The 16,451-nt window shown below is 41.8% G+C and carries 8 protein-coding genes; all 8 read left to right on the top strand.

Going from position 1 to position 16,451, the window contains the following annotated elements; translation table 11 throughout:
* The first annotated feature begins 120 nt into the window (after nt 1–120).
* The 8 genes from PHA78_RS07085 to PHA78_RS07050 all read left to right on the top strand — a co-directional run bounded on the left by PHA78_RS07085 (nt 121) and on the right by PHA78_RS07050 (nt 16,450).
* Complete coding sequence (locus tag PHA78_RS07085) at nt 121–11,139, top strand: SpaA isopeptide-forming pilin-related protein (RefSeq protein WP_272157894.1); 11,019 nt, start codon at nt 121–123, stop codon at nt 11,137–11,139.
* 335 nt (nt 11,140–11,474) lie between these two features.
* The gene (locus tag PHA78_RS07080; protein ID WP_272157893.1) at nt 11,475–13,460 is read left to right on the top strand and encodes an isopeptide-forming domain-containing fimbrial protein; all 1,986 of its coding nucleotides are present in this window, start codon (nt 11,475–11,477) and stop codon (nt 13,458–13,460) included.
* Between the two features lie 24 nt (nt 13,461–13,484).
* Complete coding sequence (locus PHA78_RS07075; protein ID WP_272157892.1) at nt 13,485–14,348, top strand: prealbumin-like fold domain-containing protein; 864 nt, start codon at nt 13,485–13,487, stop codon at nt 14,346–14,348.
* 183 nt (nt 14,349–14,531) lie between these two features.
* A complete protein-coding gene (locus PHA78_RS07070; RefSeq protein ID WP_272157891.1) occupies nt 14,532–15,497 on the top strand; it encodes an Rpn family recombination-promoting nuclease/putative transposase in 966 nt (321 codons plus the stop codon).
* The gene (locus tag PHA78_RS07065) at nt 15,494–15,712 is read left to right on the top strand and encodes a hypothetical protein (RefSeq protein ID WP_222375320.1); all 219 of its coding nucleotides are present in this window, start codon (nt 15,494–15,496) and stop codon (nt 15,710–15,712) included. The genes PHA78_RS07070 and PHA78_RS07065 overlap by 4 nt, the downstream gene beginning before the upstream one ends.
* Nucleotides 15,709–15,963 carry a hypothetical protein gene (locus PHA78_RS07060; protein ID WP_222357352.1) on the top strand — a complete coding sequence of 85 codons (255 nt, stop codon included), beginning with the start codon at nt 15,709–15,711 and terminating at the stop codon, nt 15,961–15,963. Before PHA78_RS07065 ends, PHA78_RS07060 begins: the two co-directional genes overlap by 4 nt.
* On the top strand, nt 15,960–16,202 hold the full coding sequence (locus tag PHA78_RS07055) for a hypothetical protein (protein WP_272157890.1): 243 nt from the start codon (nt 15,960–15,962) through the stop codon (nt 16,200–16,202). Before PHA78_RS07060 ends, PHA78_RS07055 begins: the two co-directional genes overlap by 4 nt.
* On the top strand, nt 16,199–16,450 hold the full coding sequence (locus PHA78_RS07050; RefSeq protein WP_104930891.1) for a hypothetical protein: 252 nt from the start codon (nt 16,199–16,201) through the stop codon (nt 16,448–16,450). The genes PHA78_RS07055 and PHA78_RS07050 overlap by 4 nt, the downstream gene beginning before the upstream one ends.
* Nucleotide 16,451: the final 1 nt, after the last annotated feature.

Below are 16,451 nucleotides of genomic sequence, written 5' to 3'. Positions count from 1 at the left end.
TTTGTTTGTTTTTTTGCTGTAAACTACTTTTATTTTTTGAAAAATTTGGTATAATTTAGCTGAAATGACAATGTGATAAATAATAATTATGCATATAAGTAAATGAAATGGAGAAAAGTTATGAAAAAGGTAAGATACTTTTTTAGTTCTTTCTTATTACTTGTTCTATGTCTGGATATTATTCGGCTACCGATAACAATTTTTTCGGAATCAGTTAGTGCTACAACGCCACTAACCATTCGGACTAAGTATCTAGAACATCTGAAGGAAGATGGTCAAAAGCTGGCCATTAAGCTAGATACCAGTCAAAAGCAGCTCGATAGGCTAGATGTGATTGTCCAGATTGAAGAGGGAGTAGACATCAGCAAGGGGCTTTCCTTGGTGCTCCAGAATGAGTTGGAGCTGGAAAGTCAGCTGGATGAGCAAGGGTTTCCAAAGGAAAAACTTCCATCAGGTTTTGTCAAGGACGAAGATTATCGTGAAGAAGATGTGCCCAAGGAATTTCCTGAACAGGAAGTTGCCCCAACTGTTGCAACACAGGATTCTCTAGAATCTTCCTTGCCTGTATATGGTCTAGGCTATTACTCCATCAAAATCAAGCCAGAGCCTGAACGCCATATAGAGTGGAAGGTAGATGAAGAGAAGCCTGAGCGGAGATACGAGGAAATTCTGCTACGCTTTAAGATAAAAAAGCCGCTACAAACTGGTCAATTTATGGCTGTTCTGTCATCAGATTATAAGACTATCTTAACAGAAGACTGGAAAACATTTGAAGAATTGGTCAAAAGGAATAGTATAGAGATGGTGACTGATTCTGTAGCCTTAGATACCTCACAACCAGTTTCGGAAAAATCGGTTGCTGAGACCGATCAGCCAATTTCAGAAACTTCTGAATTGATTTCTGACAACACGCAGTCTAATCCAGTACCTGAAGGCGAAGAGGTGATACAAGAAGAACAAGCTTTAGCCATTCAAACAGCTAATCTACGCTTGGTATTACGAGAGTATGAAGAAGGTGTCTTGCAGCCTAGCAAGCCAATTGCAGGTGCAGAGTTTACTATTACGTCTATAGAAAATCCAGAAATAAGTTATAACGGCCGCACTGATGAGCAGGGGATTTTAGACTGGAAAGACTTACCTTTGGGTGAGTACCAAATCAGTCAATTGTCAACAGCTCAAGGTTACGAAGTAGAGAAACAGCTGACAGCCATTCAGTTGCAAGAAAGTGGAGCCGAAAAAATAATCCATGTCACCAATGCTAAAAAGAATGGGTTGGAAGGACGGATTGGTAGTATGTTGCGCTCTGCTCGGACTAGGAGGGCTGTTACAGAAACGACCACGGATAGAGCAACGACCATTATCAATAATCCGAATGGAACAACCACTACTGTTACACGAGAAGAGGAAATCACCAAGGATATTTTTGACCCGATTCGGTTGGTTATACCAGGAATTTCTACGAATTATAACCAAAATGGGCAACTTAGAAAAAAAGAAATAAGAACAGACAGTACAGGACAAGCAACTTCGATTATATGGGAATATGTTACTACTATCAGTGGAGCTGATTCACAATTTATTAGAAGTATGCAACATCATTTTTCTACAACGACAGATTCTGGATTAGGGGAGCCTAGAATATTATCATTATCAAAAGATAATCAAAATATTTCTCAAAATTTTTTTAATATAGCAGATGAGAGATTTAAATCTACCTATTCAAATTTACCGATAGAAAATGGTGTATATACATATACGATAGAAACACCTATTATAGCACCTAGAGATTACTATACTTTAGATTATCACTCTACAACAAAAGTTCAACCTTCACAAACGAGTAGATTAACTCAAAATGGAGTTACAACAGAAATAGCAGGAGGAGAAACAAAAAATATTACTACTACCGGCACGTTGAGTATACCGGCAGAAGATTGGGGTGGACCACTTAGTAAGGTAAGTGCAGATACTGTTAATGTATCTAATGCAGCAAATGTAGCAGGTGATTATAAGTCAGAAAGTGTTATAAAATGGACACAATCTAATGTTAATAAAGGAACTACGCCAGAAAACTTTGATTTTAGTATATCGCATGACAACTCTCAGAGCTTACATAATGTAAAAGTGTACATTTATGTTCCGAGGGAAAATGGATATGAAAAAATTAGTGAGCAAACATATACTAGTGTAGCAAATGGAAAAGTTACAGCTACTAATGTTCCTCCAGGTGGAATAGCTGTAGTAGAGACTCTGACAAACGTTACGAATCATAAAGTAAATCATACCTTTGTTGGAGCAGAATTAGCTGCTCTGAGAAAAGATTTGGTCATTCGTAAAGAGTGGTTAAATAACGCAACACCGGTAGCAATTGGGTTTACAGTAAAAGGTGGTAATATCAATGAAACATTAACCATTCCGGCTGGGCAAAATGAAGTAAGAAAAGCTAACGTCTTAAAATACGCTTGGGATTCTACGACCAATAAAGCAGGACGTAAAATTTTCTATGATATTAACGAAGTAGAACCAACAGGGTATCGTCTTGTGTCTGCAGAACAAGATACGGACGAACTGATTTACGTTTATAAAAACCAAAAAGCACCTGGCGCACCGGCAAAACCGCCAGCGGGTTCATGTGCTAGCTTCGGACTTACCAGAATTCTTGATACAGAAATCGCTTATTTTCGTTTAAATGACGGTTGGGAAGGATTTGGAGCTCCCTTATCTATGGAGTTCAAAGTACCTCCTTATGCTCAAGCGGGGGATTATTTTGAACTTGTCATTCCTAACGAACTTTATTTAAAAAATGTTTCTAACCCCAATAAGGTCTTTAAAGAAATTGTGCATAATGGTCGCACCATTATCAATGTTTACCATGTAGAGCCAAATCGCTTGCGTTTTGTATTGACTGAAAATGCGTATTCAGAAAGAGAATATAATGGATTCTTCAGTATTGGGGATACAATTAAAGGGGTTACACATGTTAATGGTAATCCTATACAACAGGGGATTCATTACTATGATGGTGTAAATCCAAGGATAGATCAGTTTTTTGATCCAAAAAATCCACTTGGAACCAAAATTGTGAGAAAGACGCTTACTTTTGAAACCTCATATAAGGGTAATGATTTGTCTTGTGCTAAAAGGTTGGAAAATACAACAACAGCAAACTATAGCGATCCAAACATTATGAAACTATCCGGCGCCGTAAACAAATGGATAAGCGCACAAGACCCAGAAAAACAAGTTTGGGATATTGTGTATAACGCTGCAGGTGCTGACATCTGGGGTAGTAGTGGTTTTTATGGAGATAGACGTAAATTTCATGATTATTTATCAGAAACAATCCAATTGTTACATGGGAACTCTCCTTCAAGTTTTCGTGAAGATATTGAACTTTATATTGTAGACGGTACGGCAGGGGGCGGTTATCGTTATGATACGATGCGGCAAATGACGCCTGATACTTCTTTGAAAGATGGCAGAACGCTTGTTTATCGTCTGAATGGAACAGATGCGGAAGTGCACGTGACAGGGTTTAATGAAACGAGAGGGTTTGGTGATAAATTCAAAGGGGCTCAAAAGACCTATCAGTCTAATTATAGAATAGAATTTTATTATCAAGGAAATAATTCTACGGGGTTAACGAGAAAAGCGATTTTGGCAAAAATTAAGACCAAGCGAATGATAGATCCTAGAAGTGATTATTTCTTTAATACCGTACATGCCAATCGATATATTTATTTAAATAGTGGCTCTACACTAGAATATTATCGAAGGGAAGCAGATACCTTGGCTCATGGCGGTGCCTATCCTGAGCCTGCAACGAGTTTGACATTGAAAAAAGTTGCTATAGAAAACGGGCGAAAGATAGCTTTGAGCGGAGCAGTTTTCCAACTCATACGTGATGGAAAAGTCATACAAAGTGTTACTTCAAACCAAAATGGTGAGCTTGTTATTGATAAAATTTTCAAAGGTACCTATAAATTAAAAGAAGTGACACCGCCTGCGGGCTACGTACTTGATTCTACGGAAAAAGAAATTGTTGTAAGAGGCCTCAATGATATCCTTGTGAACGGTATAGCCTACAATGCAAGTAGTCCACCTGAAATTGTAAACACGAAAGCAGTTAATTTACAAATTGATAAATTTAATCAAGGTGAAAGTGTACGATTAAGGGGAGCGGTATTTAAGCTAAAAAATAAAGATGATGAGAGCCAATATAGTGTCACCTTGGGTGAGAGCGTGTCATCGCAAAGTTTCCTTTTTTCTAATTTACAAAAAGGTCGTTATATTCTGGAAGAGATTACAGCACCATCAGGATATAAAAAAATAACGCCGATAGAAATCGAAGTGTATGAACAAAATAGCATTTTGAAAGTTAGAAAAGTAACAGATACACAAAATATCCAATCAGGGACTGTGTACGAATCTAACGGTATTTTCAAAATACATGTTGTCAATGAAGACATTAACCAAGAATTTACTAAAATTAATACAGAGCGCCAACCATTAGCTGATGCTGTCTTTGAATTGAGAAAGATGAAACAGGGTGGCTATGACGTCATAAGGCAAGGTATCGCAACCAATACAGCTGGTAAGTTTAGGTTGAACAACCTACAACCAAATAGCCAGTATGAAGTTTGGGAGACCGTGGCACCTGAAGGCTATGAAAAACCGACAAGTGCCGTTGCCAAATTCCGAGTGACAGCAGACGGTCAGATTGAATTTACCGAGAACAGTTCAACCCTCATCAATAGACGACCAGATAATAAAAAGTTCCAGTTTAGAGTGGTGAAGGTTGATGCCGTAACCAATCAGCCCATTACAAGGCAGTCACGCATCGGTATTACTGACGCAAATGGCTCAGTTATTGGTGGGCAAGTAGCTAATTTCACAAGCGGAGGAACCTATACCTTCCATAACCAAAACCAGAATTTTGTTGCTGGAACCTATTATATCAAGGAATTTGCGGCACCAAATGGTTACAATATTCTGCCAGAACCGATTCCATTTACTGTCAACAACGATGGAACTTTCGATACAACAAACCCGAATTTGATTATCAGTAATCAAGGTGGCAATCAGCCGATTACACTGGAAATTCGAGTGAAAAACTATAAGAAAGCTACTCTACGTTTCACCAAGCGTATCAAGGGGATTGAAAATGTTCAGGGTGCTATCTCAGGCGATGTCACCTTCCGCCTGACCAAAGACAATGATAGTAGCTTTACTGCTGTGGAAAAAACGCAGAGCGGTAATAGCGACTTTGTCATTGAAAATCTTGCTCCAGGTACCTATACCTTAGAAGAGGTAACCCCGCCATCTGGCTATGTGAAAGAAAAAGCTACTTATAAGGTGGAAGTGAGCAATGACGGTTCAATCAAATACTATAAGAACATTAGTCAGGTATCCGTCATTAAATCTGAACACTTCAATCGCTATATTAACAACACTACGGATGCCAACATGATTGATGGAAGTGATACGAGCGAGCTTATTTTTGACACCAACGTCAACGGTCGTAGCAATATCCAAGTCGGAAGTTATGTGGGTGTTGATTTAGGCAGTACCCAACGTGTGACACATATTCGTGTCTTGCAAGGTCGGGCGGGTAATCCAAATGACCGTATGGCAAAGGCTATCTTGGAGTATTCAGAAAATGGCGAAAGATATACAAGTATTCCAAATGGCTCTAGCCCTCATTTTACGGATCGATTGATTAATGTAGATGTTTCTATCAATGCACGGTACGTTCGTATTCGAAATGCAGAGCTTGTTTCCAATAAATGGATGGCTGTCCAAGATTTTCAAATCCAATCGGATGCCCAAACTATTTTATACAATCAAGCAGGAGAGAATGGAAAAATTCTAGTCGGGAACATCCAAAATCCATCTATCGCTATTGTCAAAGTAAATCCTCAGGATGAAGTAATGACAGGTGCAAACTTGACTGCTCGTTTCAAGCTCTATAAAGTAGCCAATGATACTACTAATCAAAACGTTTCAGAACGTATTCAAGACAGTGGACTGGTTCAAGAGTTCACATGGAGAAGTGGTTCGAGTTCATCAGAATTATTACGTGCCAAGGAACTTGGTCGCTATGCCTTGGTAGAAAACCAAGCTCCAACAGGCTATAGACGATTAAATAATCCGATTCTCCTAGATTTGTTTGAAACAGGTCAATCGCATGATGGCAATCGAAACAAAGCTGTTACACGATTTAGACTGGTCTATGATACAGATACAGACCTTGTTGTTGACACCAGTAACACAGTCAATGACAACATTATCAAATTAAAGGTGAAGAACTATCCCGAACACTATCAACTCAAACTTTTAAAACGTGCCCTCAATGGTACAACAGGATTGCTTGCTCGTTTTGAGCTATATGATAGTCAGAACCGAAAAGTTGGTGAGGGACAAACTAATCAAGAAAATAACAGTTATCTTTTCACCAATCTCAGCCCTGGTATCTATCGTTTGCGTGAGACTGAAGCACCTAGAGGATATTATTTACATAATGATATTCAAGTAACGATTGGTGAAAGGGGTGAGGCAAGTATTGATGCGGCTAGTGAAGAACTTGTAACAATTGCGGCTGCTAATCAGCAAAATACCATAGAGCTGATGGTGAAAAATAAACCATACACAGCCTTCAGTATTGAGAAAGTAAGCAAACTTACCCCAACATCCACTTTGATGAATGTTAAGTTGGAAATTAAGGCTAAGGATGGTGCTCTTTCGCCAATTTTCAGTGACGAGGATTGGCATCGGAGATATTACAATGCTGAAATTGATAGAGAAAACCGTGCTCTTCGTTGGTGGACAAGTGCAAAAGGAAATGCGGTCTTTAGTCTGCCAGCAGGTACCTATACGGTAACGGAATTGGAAGCTCCGGCAGGCTATGAACGAATGGAACCGTTCGACATTACCATGACGGAAGATGGGCAGGTGGTTATCCCGACAAACAATGCACAAGTTGAAGCAGGGGAAAAAGACAATCGTGTTCATATCAAACTCACCAACGTCTTCAAGCCTAAGATAAAGATTACCAAAGTCGACAGCCGTGATGCCAACCGCAAGCTAGTAGGTGCACGCTTCAAGCTATTTGGACCAGACGAGAACACGCAGATAGGTCAGGAAGTGACGACGGAAAGCAATGGTGAAATCACGCTACCAGGCTTGGAACCAGGTACCTACTATCTACAAGAAAGCCAGCCACCGACAGATTATCAGGCCAATAGTCTGAAATACCGAATTGTCATTGCTGACAATGGTTCGGCTCAGATTACTAATGCTGATGGTAAGATTGAGGTTGGAACTAGCCAAAATCAGGGTGCGGATAAGATTATCCCAATCACCGTTAAAAATGAGAGAGAAACCTATGACCTCAAGATTTTGAAACGGGATGCCCAGAATGCTCAACAAGGATTGATAGCGACATTTGGACTGTATAATGCAGATGGGATAAGTAAGATTACTGAAGGTCAGACCAACGAAAGTGACCATTCACATACCTTTAGCCAGTTGCTCCCTGGCACTTATGTCCTCAAAGAAGTAACACCGCCATCAGGTTATATTCAAGTAGATCCAGTTCGACTTGAAATCACGCAGGCAGGTCAATTACGAATCCTGTCAGGAGATACGGAGCTTCTACAAGTTGGTGCATCAAGTGGCAATACGCTTCAACTGACGGTGAAAAACGACAGTAAGAAAACCCTGCGCATTTCCAAACGCATCAAGGGATTGGAAGACTTGCCGAGTCTTATCACAGGTGAGATGACCTTTACATTGACCAAGGACAATGACGCAACCGCAGTATCAGCCGTTCAGACACATGCTGCTACAGAAGACTTCGTGTTTACTAACCTGACCTACGGTTCTTATACCCTAGTCGAAACAACACCACCAGCAGGCTATATGGTCGAGCCGATTACCTATAAGGTATCCGTGAGTCGCTCAGGAGTTTCTCTCTATAAAGTAGCGAACGCAGCTCCGAGCGAACGTGTCACAGGTGCAACTCTCATCAAGTCCCCTGACTTATCCAATATCCAGTCAGGACAAGATAGAGACGCAATTGATGGAAGTGAAACAACTTCTGTGACCTATCAGAATTTCAATGGTCAAGGAGATAATATTCCTGCTGGAGCCTATCTAGGGGTTGACCTACAAGGCGTCAAACGTGTTCGTCACATTCACTACTTGCAAGGCACTCAGCGCAATGCGTATGATAGATTCAACCGCTTCACACTTGAGTACTCAATAGATGGACGCACCTATTTCCCACTGTCTACTTATACAGAGTCTGGATTGGTCAATCTGAACACGGACATAGTGGCTCGCTACATTCGTGTGAGAAATGAAGACCGAGTAGAGCAGAGATGGTATGGGGTTCGTGAGCTACGTATCTCAGCCCAAGAAGCGGTGTCCGTAAGTCTTCAAGGTGGGCAGACATTCCCAATCGGGAATATTCAACATCCTGAGATTCAAATCGAGAAGCAGGATATGAATAACGCTCGGATTAACCAGTCTGTGACCTTCAAACTCTATAAGGTGGATGATGCGACGACAACTGCGAACGCTGCAGCAGCCATTCAAGAAAGTAATCTCGTCCAAACCTTTACATTGACAAATGGGCAAGTTCGTCAGACCTTAGAAGCCAAGGTACTGGGACGCTATGCCCTTGTCGAAGTCGCACCGCCAACTGGTTATCGTGCTTTAGCTGGTCCAGTCTTACTAGACTTGCAGACACTACAGCAACCCCATAGCGGAAGGCAGATGAAGACAGTGAGCCGCTTCACCCTCGTTGGAACAAATGATAAGGTTAGGATTGATACCAACACAGCCAATGTGCTGAAGTTCATCGTAAAAAATGAACCTCTGACCTATCATCTCAAGATACTCAAACGCGATGTCAATAATGCGGCGACAGGTCTCGACGCTCGCTTCGAACTCTATGATGCAACGGGTACGAATGTTATCGAACGTGGAAATACCAGTCAGGACGGATTTAGCTTGACGTTTCCAAACCTGAGCCCGAATCGCTATGTTCTGAAAGAGACAGAGGCTCCTGCCAATTACAATTCGATAGCGCCGATTCATTTGACTATTGACCAAGCAGGGCAGCTGACTATCCAGTCAGGACCAAGTGACTTAATCGCTATTCAATCAGCAGATGACAGTCATCTTATCCAACTAACCATCAAGAACAGACCGTTTACAGATTTCAGTATCGAAAAGGTTAGCAATCTAGATCCGACGATCAATTTGGCAGGAGTTCAGCTGCAAATCAAGGCAAAAAATAATGGACCAGCTCCGCTATTTAGCGATGATGATTTGCATAGACAACGGTATCGTGCAACGATTGATACCGCAAACAAATCCTTGACCTGGTGGACCCAATCCAATGACGTTGGCAACGCTGTCTTTAAACTTCCTCAGGGAACGTATACGATTAGTGAGTTAGCTGCACCAGCTGGTTACGAATTGCTTCAACCGTTTGATATTATCGTTGGAGAAGATGGTCAAGTTCGCTTGGCAGACGGTGCTCCAACCAATGCGGAGATTAATACCAAAGATAACAGGCTCAACCTCAAATTGACCAACATCTTCAAACCGAAACTGAAGATTATCAAGGTTGATAGCAGGAATGAGACTCGCAGACTTGCAAATGCAACCTTCAAACTCTTTGGTGGGGATGGACGCACGCAGGTTGGAAGTGACTTGGTGACAGGCGCTACTGGAGAGATAGAAACTCCAGCCTTGACACCGGGTACCTACTATCTACAAGAAACCCAGTCCCCAGCAGGCTTCCAGACAAATGGAACCAAGTACAAATTGATCATTGCTGCGGATGGCACAACAACTGTAGAGAATGGCAACGACCTTATTGCTGTCGCGCCACTTTCGGATGACAAAGTCATTCAAATCACGGTGAAAAACAAGGTGAAGACCTATCTCTTGAAGATTAAGAAGCGCGACTATGATAATCCAACTAACGGAGTATCTGGTGCTCGATTTGCTCTCTATCCATCTGAAGGTCCAAACGCAGATGGTAGCAATATGGTGCAAGTGCTCATCAACGGTCGTATGACAGACCTTGTGGGTAATAGCTATTCTCATGTAGATAATAATACGATTAATTTTCCAAATATTCCACCTGGAGAATACGTCCTTAGAGAGATACAAGCTCCGTCAGGCTACACAAAAATCAGAGATACGCGCCTTCAGATTGGGGAGGACGGACGCTTGACGCTCCTTGATGCAGATCAGGCTTTTGTATCCGTTGAGACAGGGCAGGGGGATACGCTTGTCATGGTTGCTAAAAACATTCGTACTTTTAACTTCCAAATCAAAAAAGTGGATAGTACAAATGAGGCGACCCTCCTCGATAATGCTCGCTTCTCTATCTACAAGACAGATGTTAACTGGACAAAAGGAGACACAGCCTTAGCTCAGGGTCTGACAAGTGCGGGTATCTACCAGACTAATCTTGAGCCTGGCTATTATATCCTAAAAGAAGATCAGGCTCCATCCGGTTATCTCCTCAATCGGAATGAATACCGCTTCCAGATTAACCACGATGGTTCTATCTATCTTCATAATCCAGATGCCACCGTCTCGTTGGCTCCTGCAGACACGAATCGTCTTGTCGTCTTTACTATGAAAAATACCCGAACAACCTCTCAGTTCAAGTTGGCAAAACGCTCGTATCGTGATTCAGCTCAGCGTCTAGAAGCGACATTTGAATTGAAAGAAAGAGGGAATGCACAAGCGACAGCAGTTGTTAAGAGAACAACGACAACAGGAGATGAAGTTCTCTTTGACAATTTGCCAGTAGGGAAATCGTACATTTTGAAAGAGACGGTAGCACCAGAGGGCTATCAAAAGATTGAAAAAGAAATCCATATTGATATAGGCGCAGCTGGAGCCATCACTATCCAAGATGGAGGTGACCTCGTTAGTCTAGACAATACGGATCCTCACCTGATTATCGTGAAAAACCTCCGCAAAGGAGAATATCCGAAAACGGGTGGTCTAGGAATTATTCCTTATATTGCATTAGGGGGGGTGATGATGTTACTGGCTCTTGCCGTCGAGCTAGGAAAAGAAAAACGTTGGAAACATATACGTAAATAAGCTACATATCATTTTATCTTTTATTACTTGGTTAACTGGTTTTGACGAGGCTGGGCAAAAAGTCTAGCACCGCTTCTCAAAGTTAGTGTCAACATCTCAGCGCAGTGGTTGATTGGCAGATTTGTTCGTGTTTTACACTCCAAATCTAGCCTAATCAACTGTGCGGGGGTGGGAAGACGAACTCTTTTTATCTTGGTCGAGTTCTTTCCCACTCCCAGTCTGCAGATTTTGACACGAACTGCGTTCGTTCGATTTCCACCCACCAACTATCTCCCAGATAGTTGGTGCTAGTAATAAAAGCAAACTGAAAGATTAAAAAAGAAAAGGAGAAAATAATGAAGAAGTTAACAAAATTATTCTCCCTCTTGACCGTTCTTCTGACGATGTTCGGTCCATTGGGAAATCTTCGACATTTAGTACATGCGAATGATGCGCAGCCGCATCAAACTAAGGTTGTGGTGCATAAGGTCTTGATGAGTAAAAATGATTTTGATACATTTGCATTAAAAACGGATGACGAGAAAACAAGAAACGGAAGTGAATTACCTAAAGATCAGTTTGCTGGTTACTTTGGACAATCTGCGACAGAGATTTCAGGGGTAACATTTAAGGTTTATAAGAAAATAACACAAGAAAATGCTCAGGCTGTTACGGGTGAATCGCTTGGGATTTCAGGTGATAATGACAAGTATGTACCGTTAGAGGGTGAGTACGGAAGTAAAACTACTAGCGAATCTGGAGCAGAGTTCCAGCTTGATAATGGAGTGTATATTTTTGTAGAAGATAAGGTTAATTCTCCTTATTACAATAAAACTAACGGGGCCGATGCAGGTAAAGAGTTGACGGAAGCTCAAGCTGTACCATTCAGAATCGAACTGCCAATCACTCGTCCAGATGGTCAAGGCTACTTTGATACTAGTAGAGATCATAAACTTCATATCTATCCCAAAAATACAGAGAATAAACCTACTGTAACAAAGACATTTAAAGATGGCAGTACGGAAAACAAAAACGTTGCGATTGGCGAAGAGATTGAGTATAAGATTTCTACTACGATTCCAAAAGGTTCTTCTTATAAAACTCTTGTTTGGGAAGATACCATGCTTGAGGGATTGGACTTTGTAGTTAACTCAATAACTATCTCTTCTACTGAACTTGTTTCAATTTCGAAAGATACTCACTTCTCACAAGTTGAACAAGATAAACGCGGCTTTGTATTAAAGGCTAACGAAGAAGGATTGAGAGCTATTGAAGAGGCTGCTAAGCAACGTGATATTACTATCACTGTTACTTATAAAGGTATGCTTAATGATTCTGCTCAAGTCGAAACATTAATCCCTAACCAAGTAACTTTCCATTATGGTAACCGTCCTCGGACATTTACTGATGAAAAACCAAAACCAGTTACACCAGACCCAAATGGAAACAAAATTGTTGTAAATAAAACTTGGGGAAATGCAGTTGGTCCACATCCAGAAGTTAAGTTCGATATCTACGAACAAGAGACAGGAAAGAAAGTCGGGACTGTCACTCTTCCAGCGAATCAAAACAGTGCTGAATATTCTACTGATTTGAAAGCAGGCGTACAATATATTGTTATTGAACAACCAGTTTCAGGTTTCTTACCATCTTATACAGTTAATGGTAATGGAGTTGTAACTGTGACCAATAATCCATCAGATAACCCACCACCGCTAGTGCCGGAAAAACCACAAGTCATCACTCATGGAAAACGCTTCATCAAGACAGACAATGTAGAAGGACTGGACGCTTCTGAAAAACTTACAGGTGCAGAGTTTGTCGTGATGAATGGTCAAAATCAATATTTGGCTTTGAAATCAGCAACAGAACAAACTGAAGCATTGCGTAAATATAACCAAGCAGAACAAGATTACCTTGCGGCAGTGAAAGCAGCTAATGGTCAAGCAGAGGAGAAAAAAGCACTTCGTGATACAGCCTATGAAGCGTTGAATATGCAGTGGAAGTGGGTAGCAGATGAGTCTCAAGCTTTCAAGTTCATTTCATCTACAGAAGGTAAATTCGAAGTTAAAGGTTTGAAAGCTGGAACCTACTACTTGAAAGAAACCAAGGCTCCAGAAGGCTACGCTTTACCAAGTGATAAGATTCAATTTACAGTGAATAGAGGTAGCTGGGGTTCAGGTGAAGAGGTAAATACTACTAACTTCCAACAAGTGAAAAACAAAAAGATTACCATTCCACAAACTGGTGGCATTGGTACCCTTGTCTTCACAGTTGTAGGTTTGAGTACAATGGTATTTGCATTCATCGCTATGAAAAAACGTCAGGCAGAAGAAGCCTAGGATAGAGTAGAAAAGGAGGGTCTGATGAGGATTATTAAACAGCTAGTCTGTTGCATAATTGCACTGGTCTGTTCGTTGTCTCTGCCCTCTCTTTTGGTTCAAGCAGAGGATACCTATTCTATTCAGGTCGGCATTTCCTTGCCAGAGCATGTGGATGCGGGCAAGCTAGATTTGAGTCTTGAAGCCTGGTATCTGCCGGAGGGGAATCGAGAGACTCCCGAGCAACTGGCAGAGAAACTCTATGCCCTGAGTCGAGCGGAGCTAAGTCAGCTGTATGGACAAGCCCAGCTTTCTGACCCCATGACTCCTCAAGGATTTGTAGGTTTTTCTGGTCTGAAAAAGGGCTGGTACTACATTCGACAGCAGGGGTCAGCAACTACCATTGAGGTCATTCCCCTTGTCCTCCAGGTAGACGGACGCCTACAGACCATACAGGCTAAGGTTGGACTACCGGGGGAAAAAGTGGGTTATAGGAATTTTCTCAAGGTTTCTACCAGTACAGCCCCCTTGGCAGGAGCGGTTTTCCAAGTCTTGGAAGAGGTGGACGGTCAACTGAGGCAAGTGATGATTGACGGCAAACCCTATCATCTGACCTCGGAAAATGGAGGTCACCTCAAAGTAGGACCGCTTCCCTATGGTAGTTACTATCTCCAGGAAATCAAGGCTCCCAAGGGCTATCTTCTCAGTCAGGATACCATTCCCTTTGAGATTAGTCTGGATTCGCATGTTTCGGATGTCATCCGCATAAAGAACAAACCCGTCACACCTCCCGGTATTGAAATCCCATATACCGGAAATGCGGTGGTCATAGCGGTTTTATCGCTAGGCATTATTCTCTTCTTGCTAGGCTACCGCTTGGTCACATACAAGAAAGGGGAAAAGACTTAGTCTACCTTTGGTCATATTGTTGACAGAATACACCTGCTGGAATCAAGTATCAGCAGGTGTATTTTTTCTTGAAAACATTAAGTGTTTCTGGAAAAAAATTCTCTCAAGTGCTATAATATTACTAGGAACTTCGAATTAATAGATAGAGATTATTCTTAAATTCTATTTATCGGAGGAACACAATTGACAAAATTTCGACATAGCATCAGCCCTATGGCTGACATCGCAGCTAAGAAAATTTTCAGTGACCATGAAATTACCATTGATTTCATCGATACCTTTCTGGGCTTTCGTCCCAAGTCCGTCCAGATTTTAAATGGCACCCTTGCCGATTTGAAGAAAGAACGGGAGGGTTATTTTAGCACCACGGTGGATGTTTTAGCGAGATTGGACGACGGGACTCAGGTTATCATTGAAATTCAGGTGGTCCATCAACACAGCTTTATCAAACGTCTCTGGACATACTCTTGTCAGCACTTGGTCAAGGATTTGCCCAATGTTCGGGACAAGGTCAAACGAACCCATGACATGTATGATAAGATTTCGCCTGTTTATTCCATAGCCTTGGTCGCCACTCAGTATTTTGATGACAAGCACCCCATTCATTCCTTTGTCTTGACGGCTGAGGAAAATGGACAGGTGTTGGAAATTCCGTTTGGAGAGCAAGGGGAGATGAAGAAACCATTTGAAATGGTTATTATTGAATTGAACAAGCTGAGTGAGGGAAAATTGGCTAAGAACCAACGCTTGTGGATGGAATTTTTTGCCAATCGTGAATTTAGCCAGCAACAAACAGACGCTATCAGCAGGGCCGAACACCTGCTGGATAGAAATACATGGACAGAGGAGGAAAGGAAGATGATTGATCAACTAGCCTATAGTGCCGCCAATCATTTTGGTGAATTGGAGACTTCTTTCATACTAGGTAGAAAGCGTGGTCAGGAAGAAGGCCGGTTAGAAGGACGGGCAGAAGGTCGGTTAGAAGGACGGGCAGAAGGTCGATTAGAAGGACGGGCAGAAGGCCGATTAGAAGGTCAGCTCAAGATTGCTCGGCAAATGTTGGTGAAGAATTTCACGGATGAGCTGATAAAGGAACTGACAGGACTAAGCCAGGAAGATTTGGATGGTTTGAAAGGTGAACATAAATGATTGATCAACTAGCCTACAGTGCGGCCAATCATTTTGGTGAATTGGAAACATCGTTCATACTAGGAAGAAGACGTGGTCAGGAAGAAGGCCGGTTAGAAGGTCAGCTCAAGATTGCTCGGCAGATGTTAGCAAAGCATTTTGCGGATGAGCTGATAAAGGAACTGACAGGACTAAGTCAGGAAGACTTGGATGGTTTGAAAGGTGAACATAAATGATTGATCAACTAGCCTATAGTGCCGCCAATCATTTTGGTGAATTGGAAACATCGTTCATACTAGGAAGAAAGCGTGGTCAGGAAGAAGGCCGGTTAGAAGGTCGGTTAGAAGGCCGGGCAGAAGGCAGATTAGAAGGTCAGCTCAAGGTTGCTCGGCAGATGTTAGTAGAAGGTTTCGCTGATGAAATGATAGCGAGACTGACAGGACTAAGCCAGGAAGACTTGGATGGTTTGAAAGGTGAGCGAAAATGATTGATCAACTAGCCTATAGTGCCGCCAATCATTTTGGTGAATTGGAGACTTCTTTCATACTAGGTAGAAAGCGTGGTCAGGAAGAGGGTCGGTTAGAAGGACGGTTAGAAGGCAGATTAGAAGGTCAACTCAAGATTGCTCGGCAGATGTTAGTAGAAGGTTTCGCTGATGAAATGATAGCGAGACTGACAGGACTAAGCCAGGAAGACTTGGATGGTTTGAAAGGTGAGCGAAAATGATTGATCAACTAGCCTATAGTGCCGCCAATCATTTTGGTGAATTGGAAACATCGTTCATACTAGGAAGAAGACGTGGTCAGGAAGAAGGCCGGTTAGAAGGACGGGCAGAAGGTCAGCTCAAGATTGCTCGTCAGATGTTGGTGAAGAATTTCACGGATGAGCTGATAAAGGAACTGACAGGACTAAGCCAGGAAGACTTGGATGGTTTGAAGACTGGAGGATTGGATGCGACAAAAGCTGATTTCTAGA

Origin of the sequence: Streptococcus sp. HN38, assembly GCF_028335765.1 — a bacterium.
Lineage (GTDB): Bacteria > Bacillota > Bacilli > Lactobacillales > Streptococcaceae > Streptococcus > Streptococcus suis_P.
This window is presented reverse-complemented; position numbering and strand designations above follow the sequence as displayed.

Bases quoted from the DNA above. Each gene is read 5' to 3' on its own strand.
- PHA78_RS07085 (WP_272157894.1), top strand. From the start codon at position 121: ATGAAAAAGGTAAGATACTTTTTTAGTTCTTTCTTATTACTTGTTCTA.
- PHA78_RS07080 (WP_272157893.1), top strand. From the start codon at position 11,475: ATGAAGAAGTTAACAAAATTATTCTCCCTCTTGACCGTTCTTCTGACG.
- PHA78_RS07075 (WP_272157892.1), top strand. From the start codon at position 13,485: ATGAGGATTATTAAACAGCTAGTCTGTTGCATAATTGCACTGGTCTGT.
- PHA78_RS07065 (WP_222375320.1), top strand. From the start codon at position 15,494: ATGATTGATCAACTAGCCTACAGTGCGGCCAATCATTTTGGTGAATTG.
- PHA78_RS07060 (WP_222357352.1), top strand. From the start codon at position 15,709: ATGATTGATCAACTAGCCTATAGTGCCGCCAATCATTTTGGTGAATTG.
- PHA78_RS07055 (WP_272157890.1), top strand. From the start codon at position 15,960: ATGATTGATCAACTAGCCTATAGTGCCGCCAATCATTTTGGTGAATTG.
- PHA78_RS07050 (WP_104930891.1), top strand. From the start codon at position 16,199: ATGATTGATCAACTAGCCTATAGTGCCGCCAATCATTTTGGTGAATTG.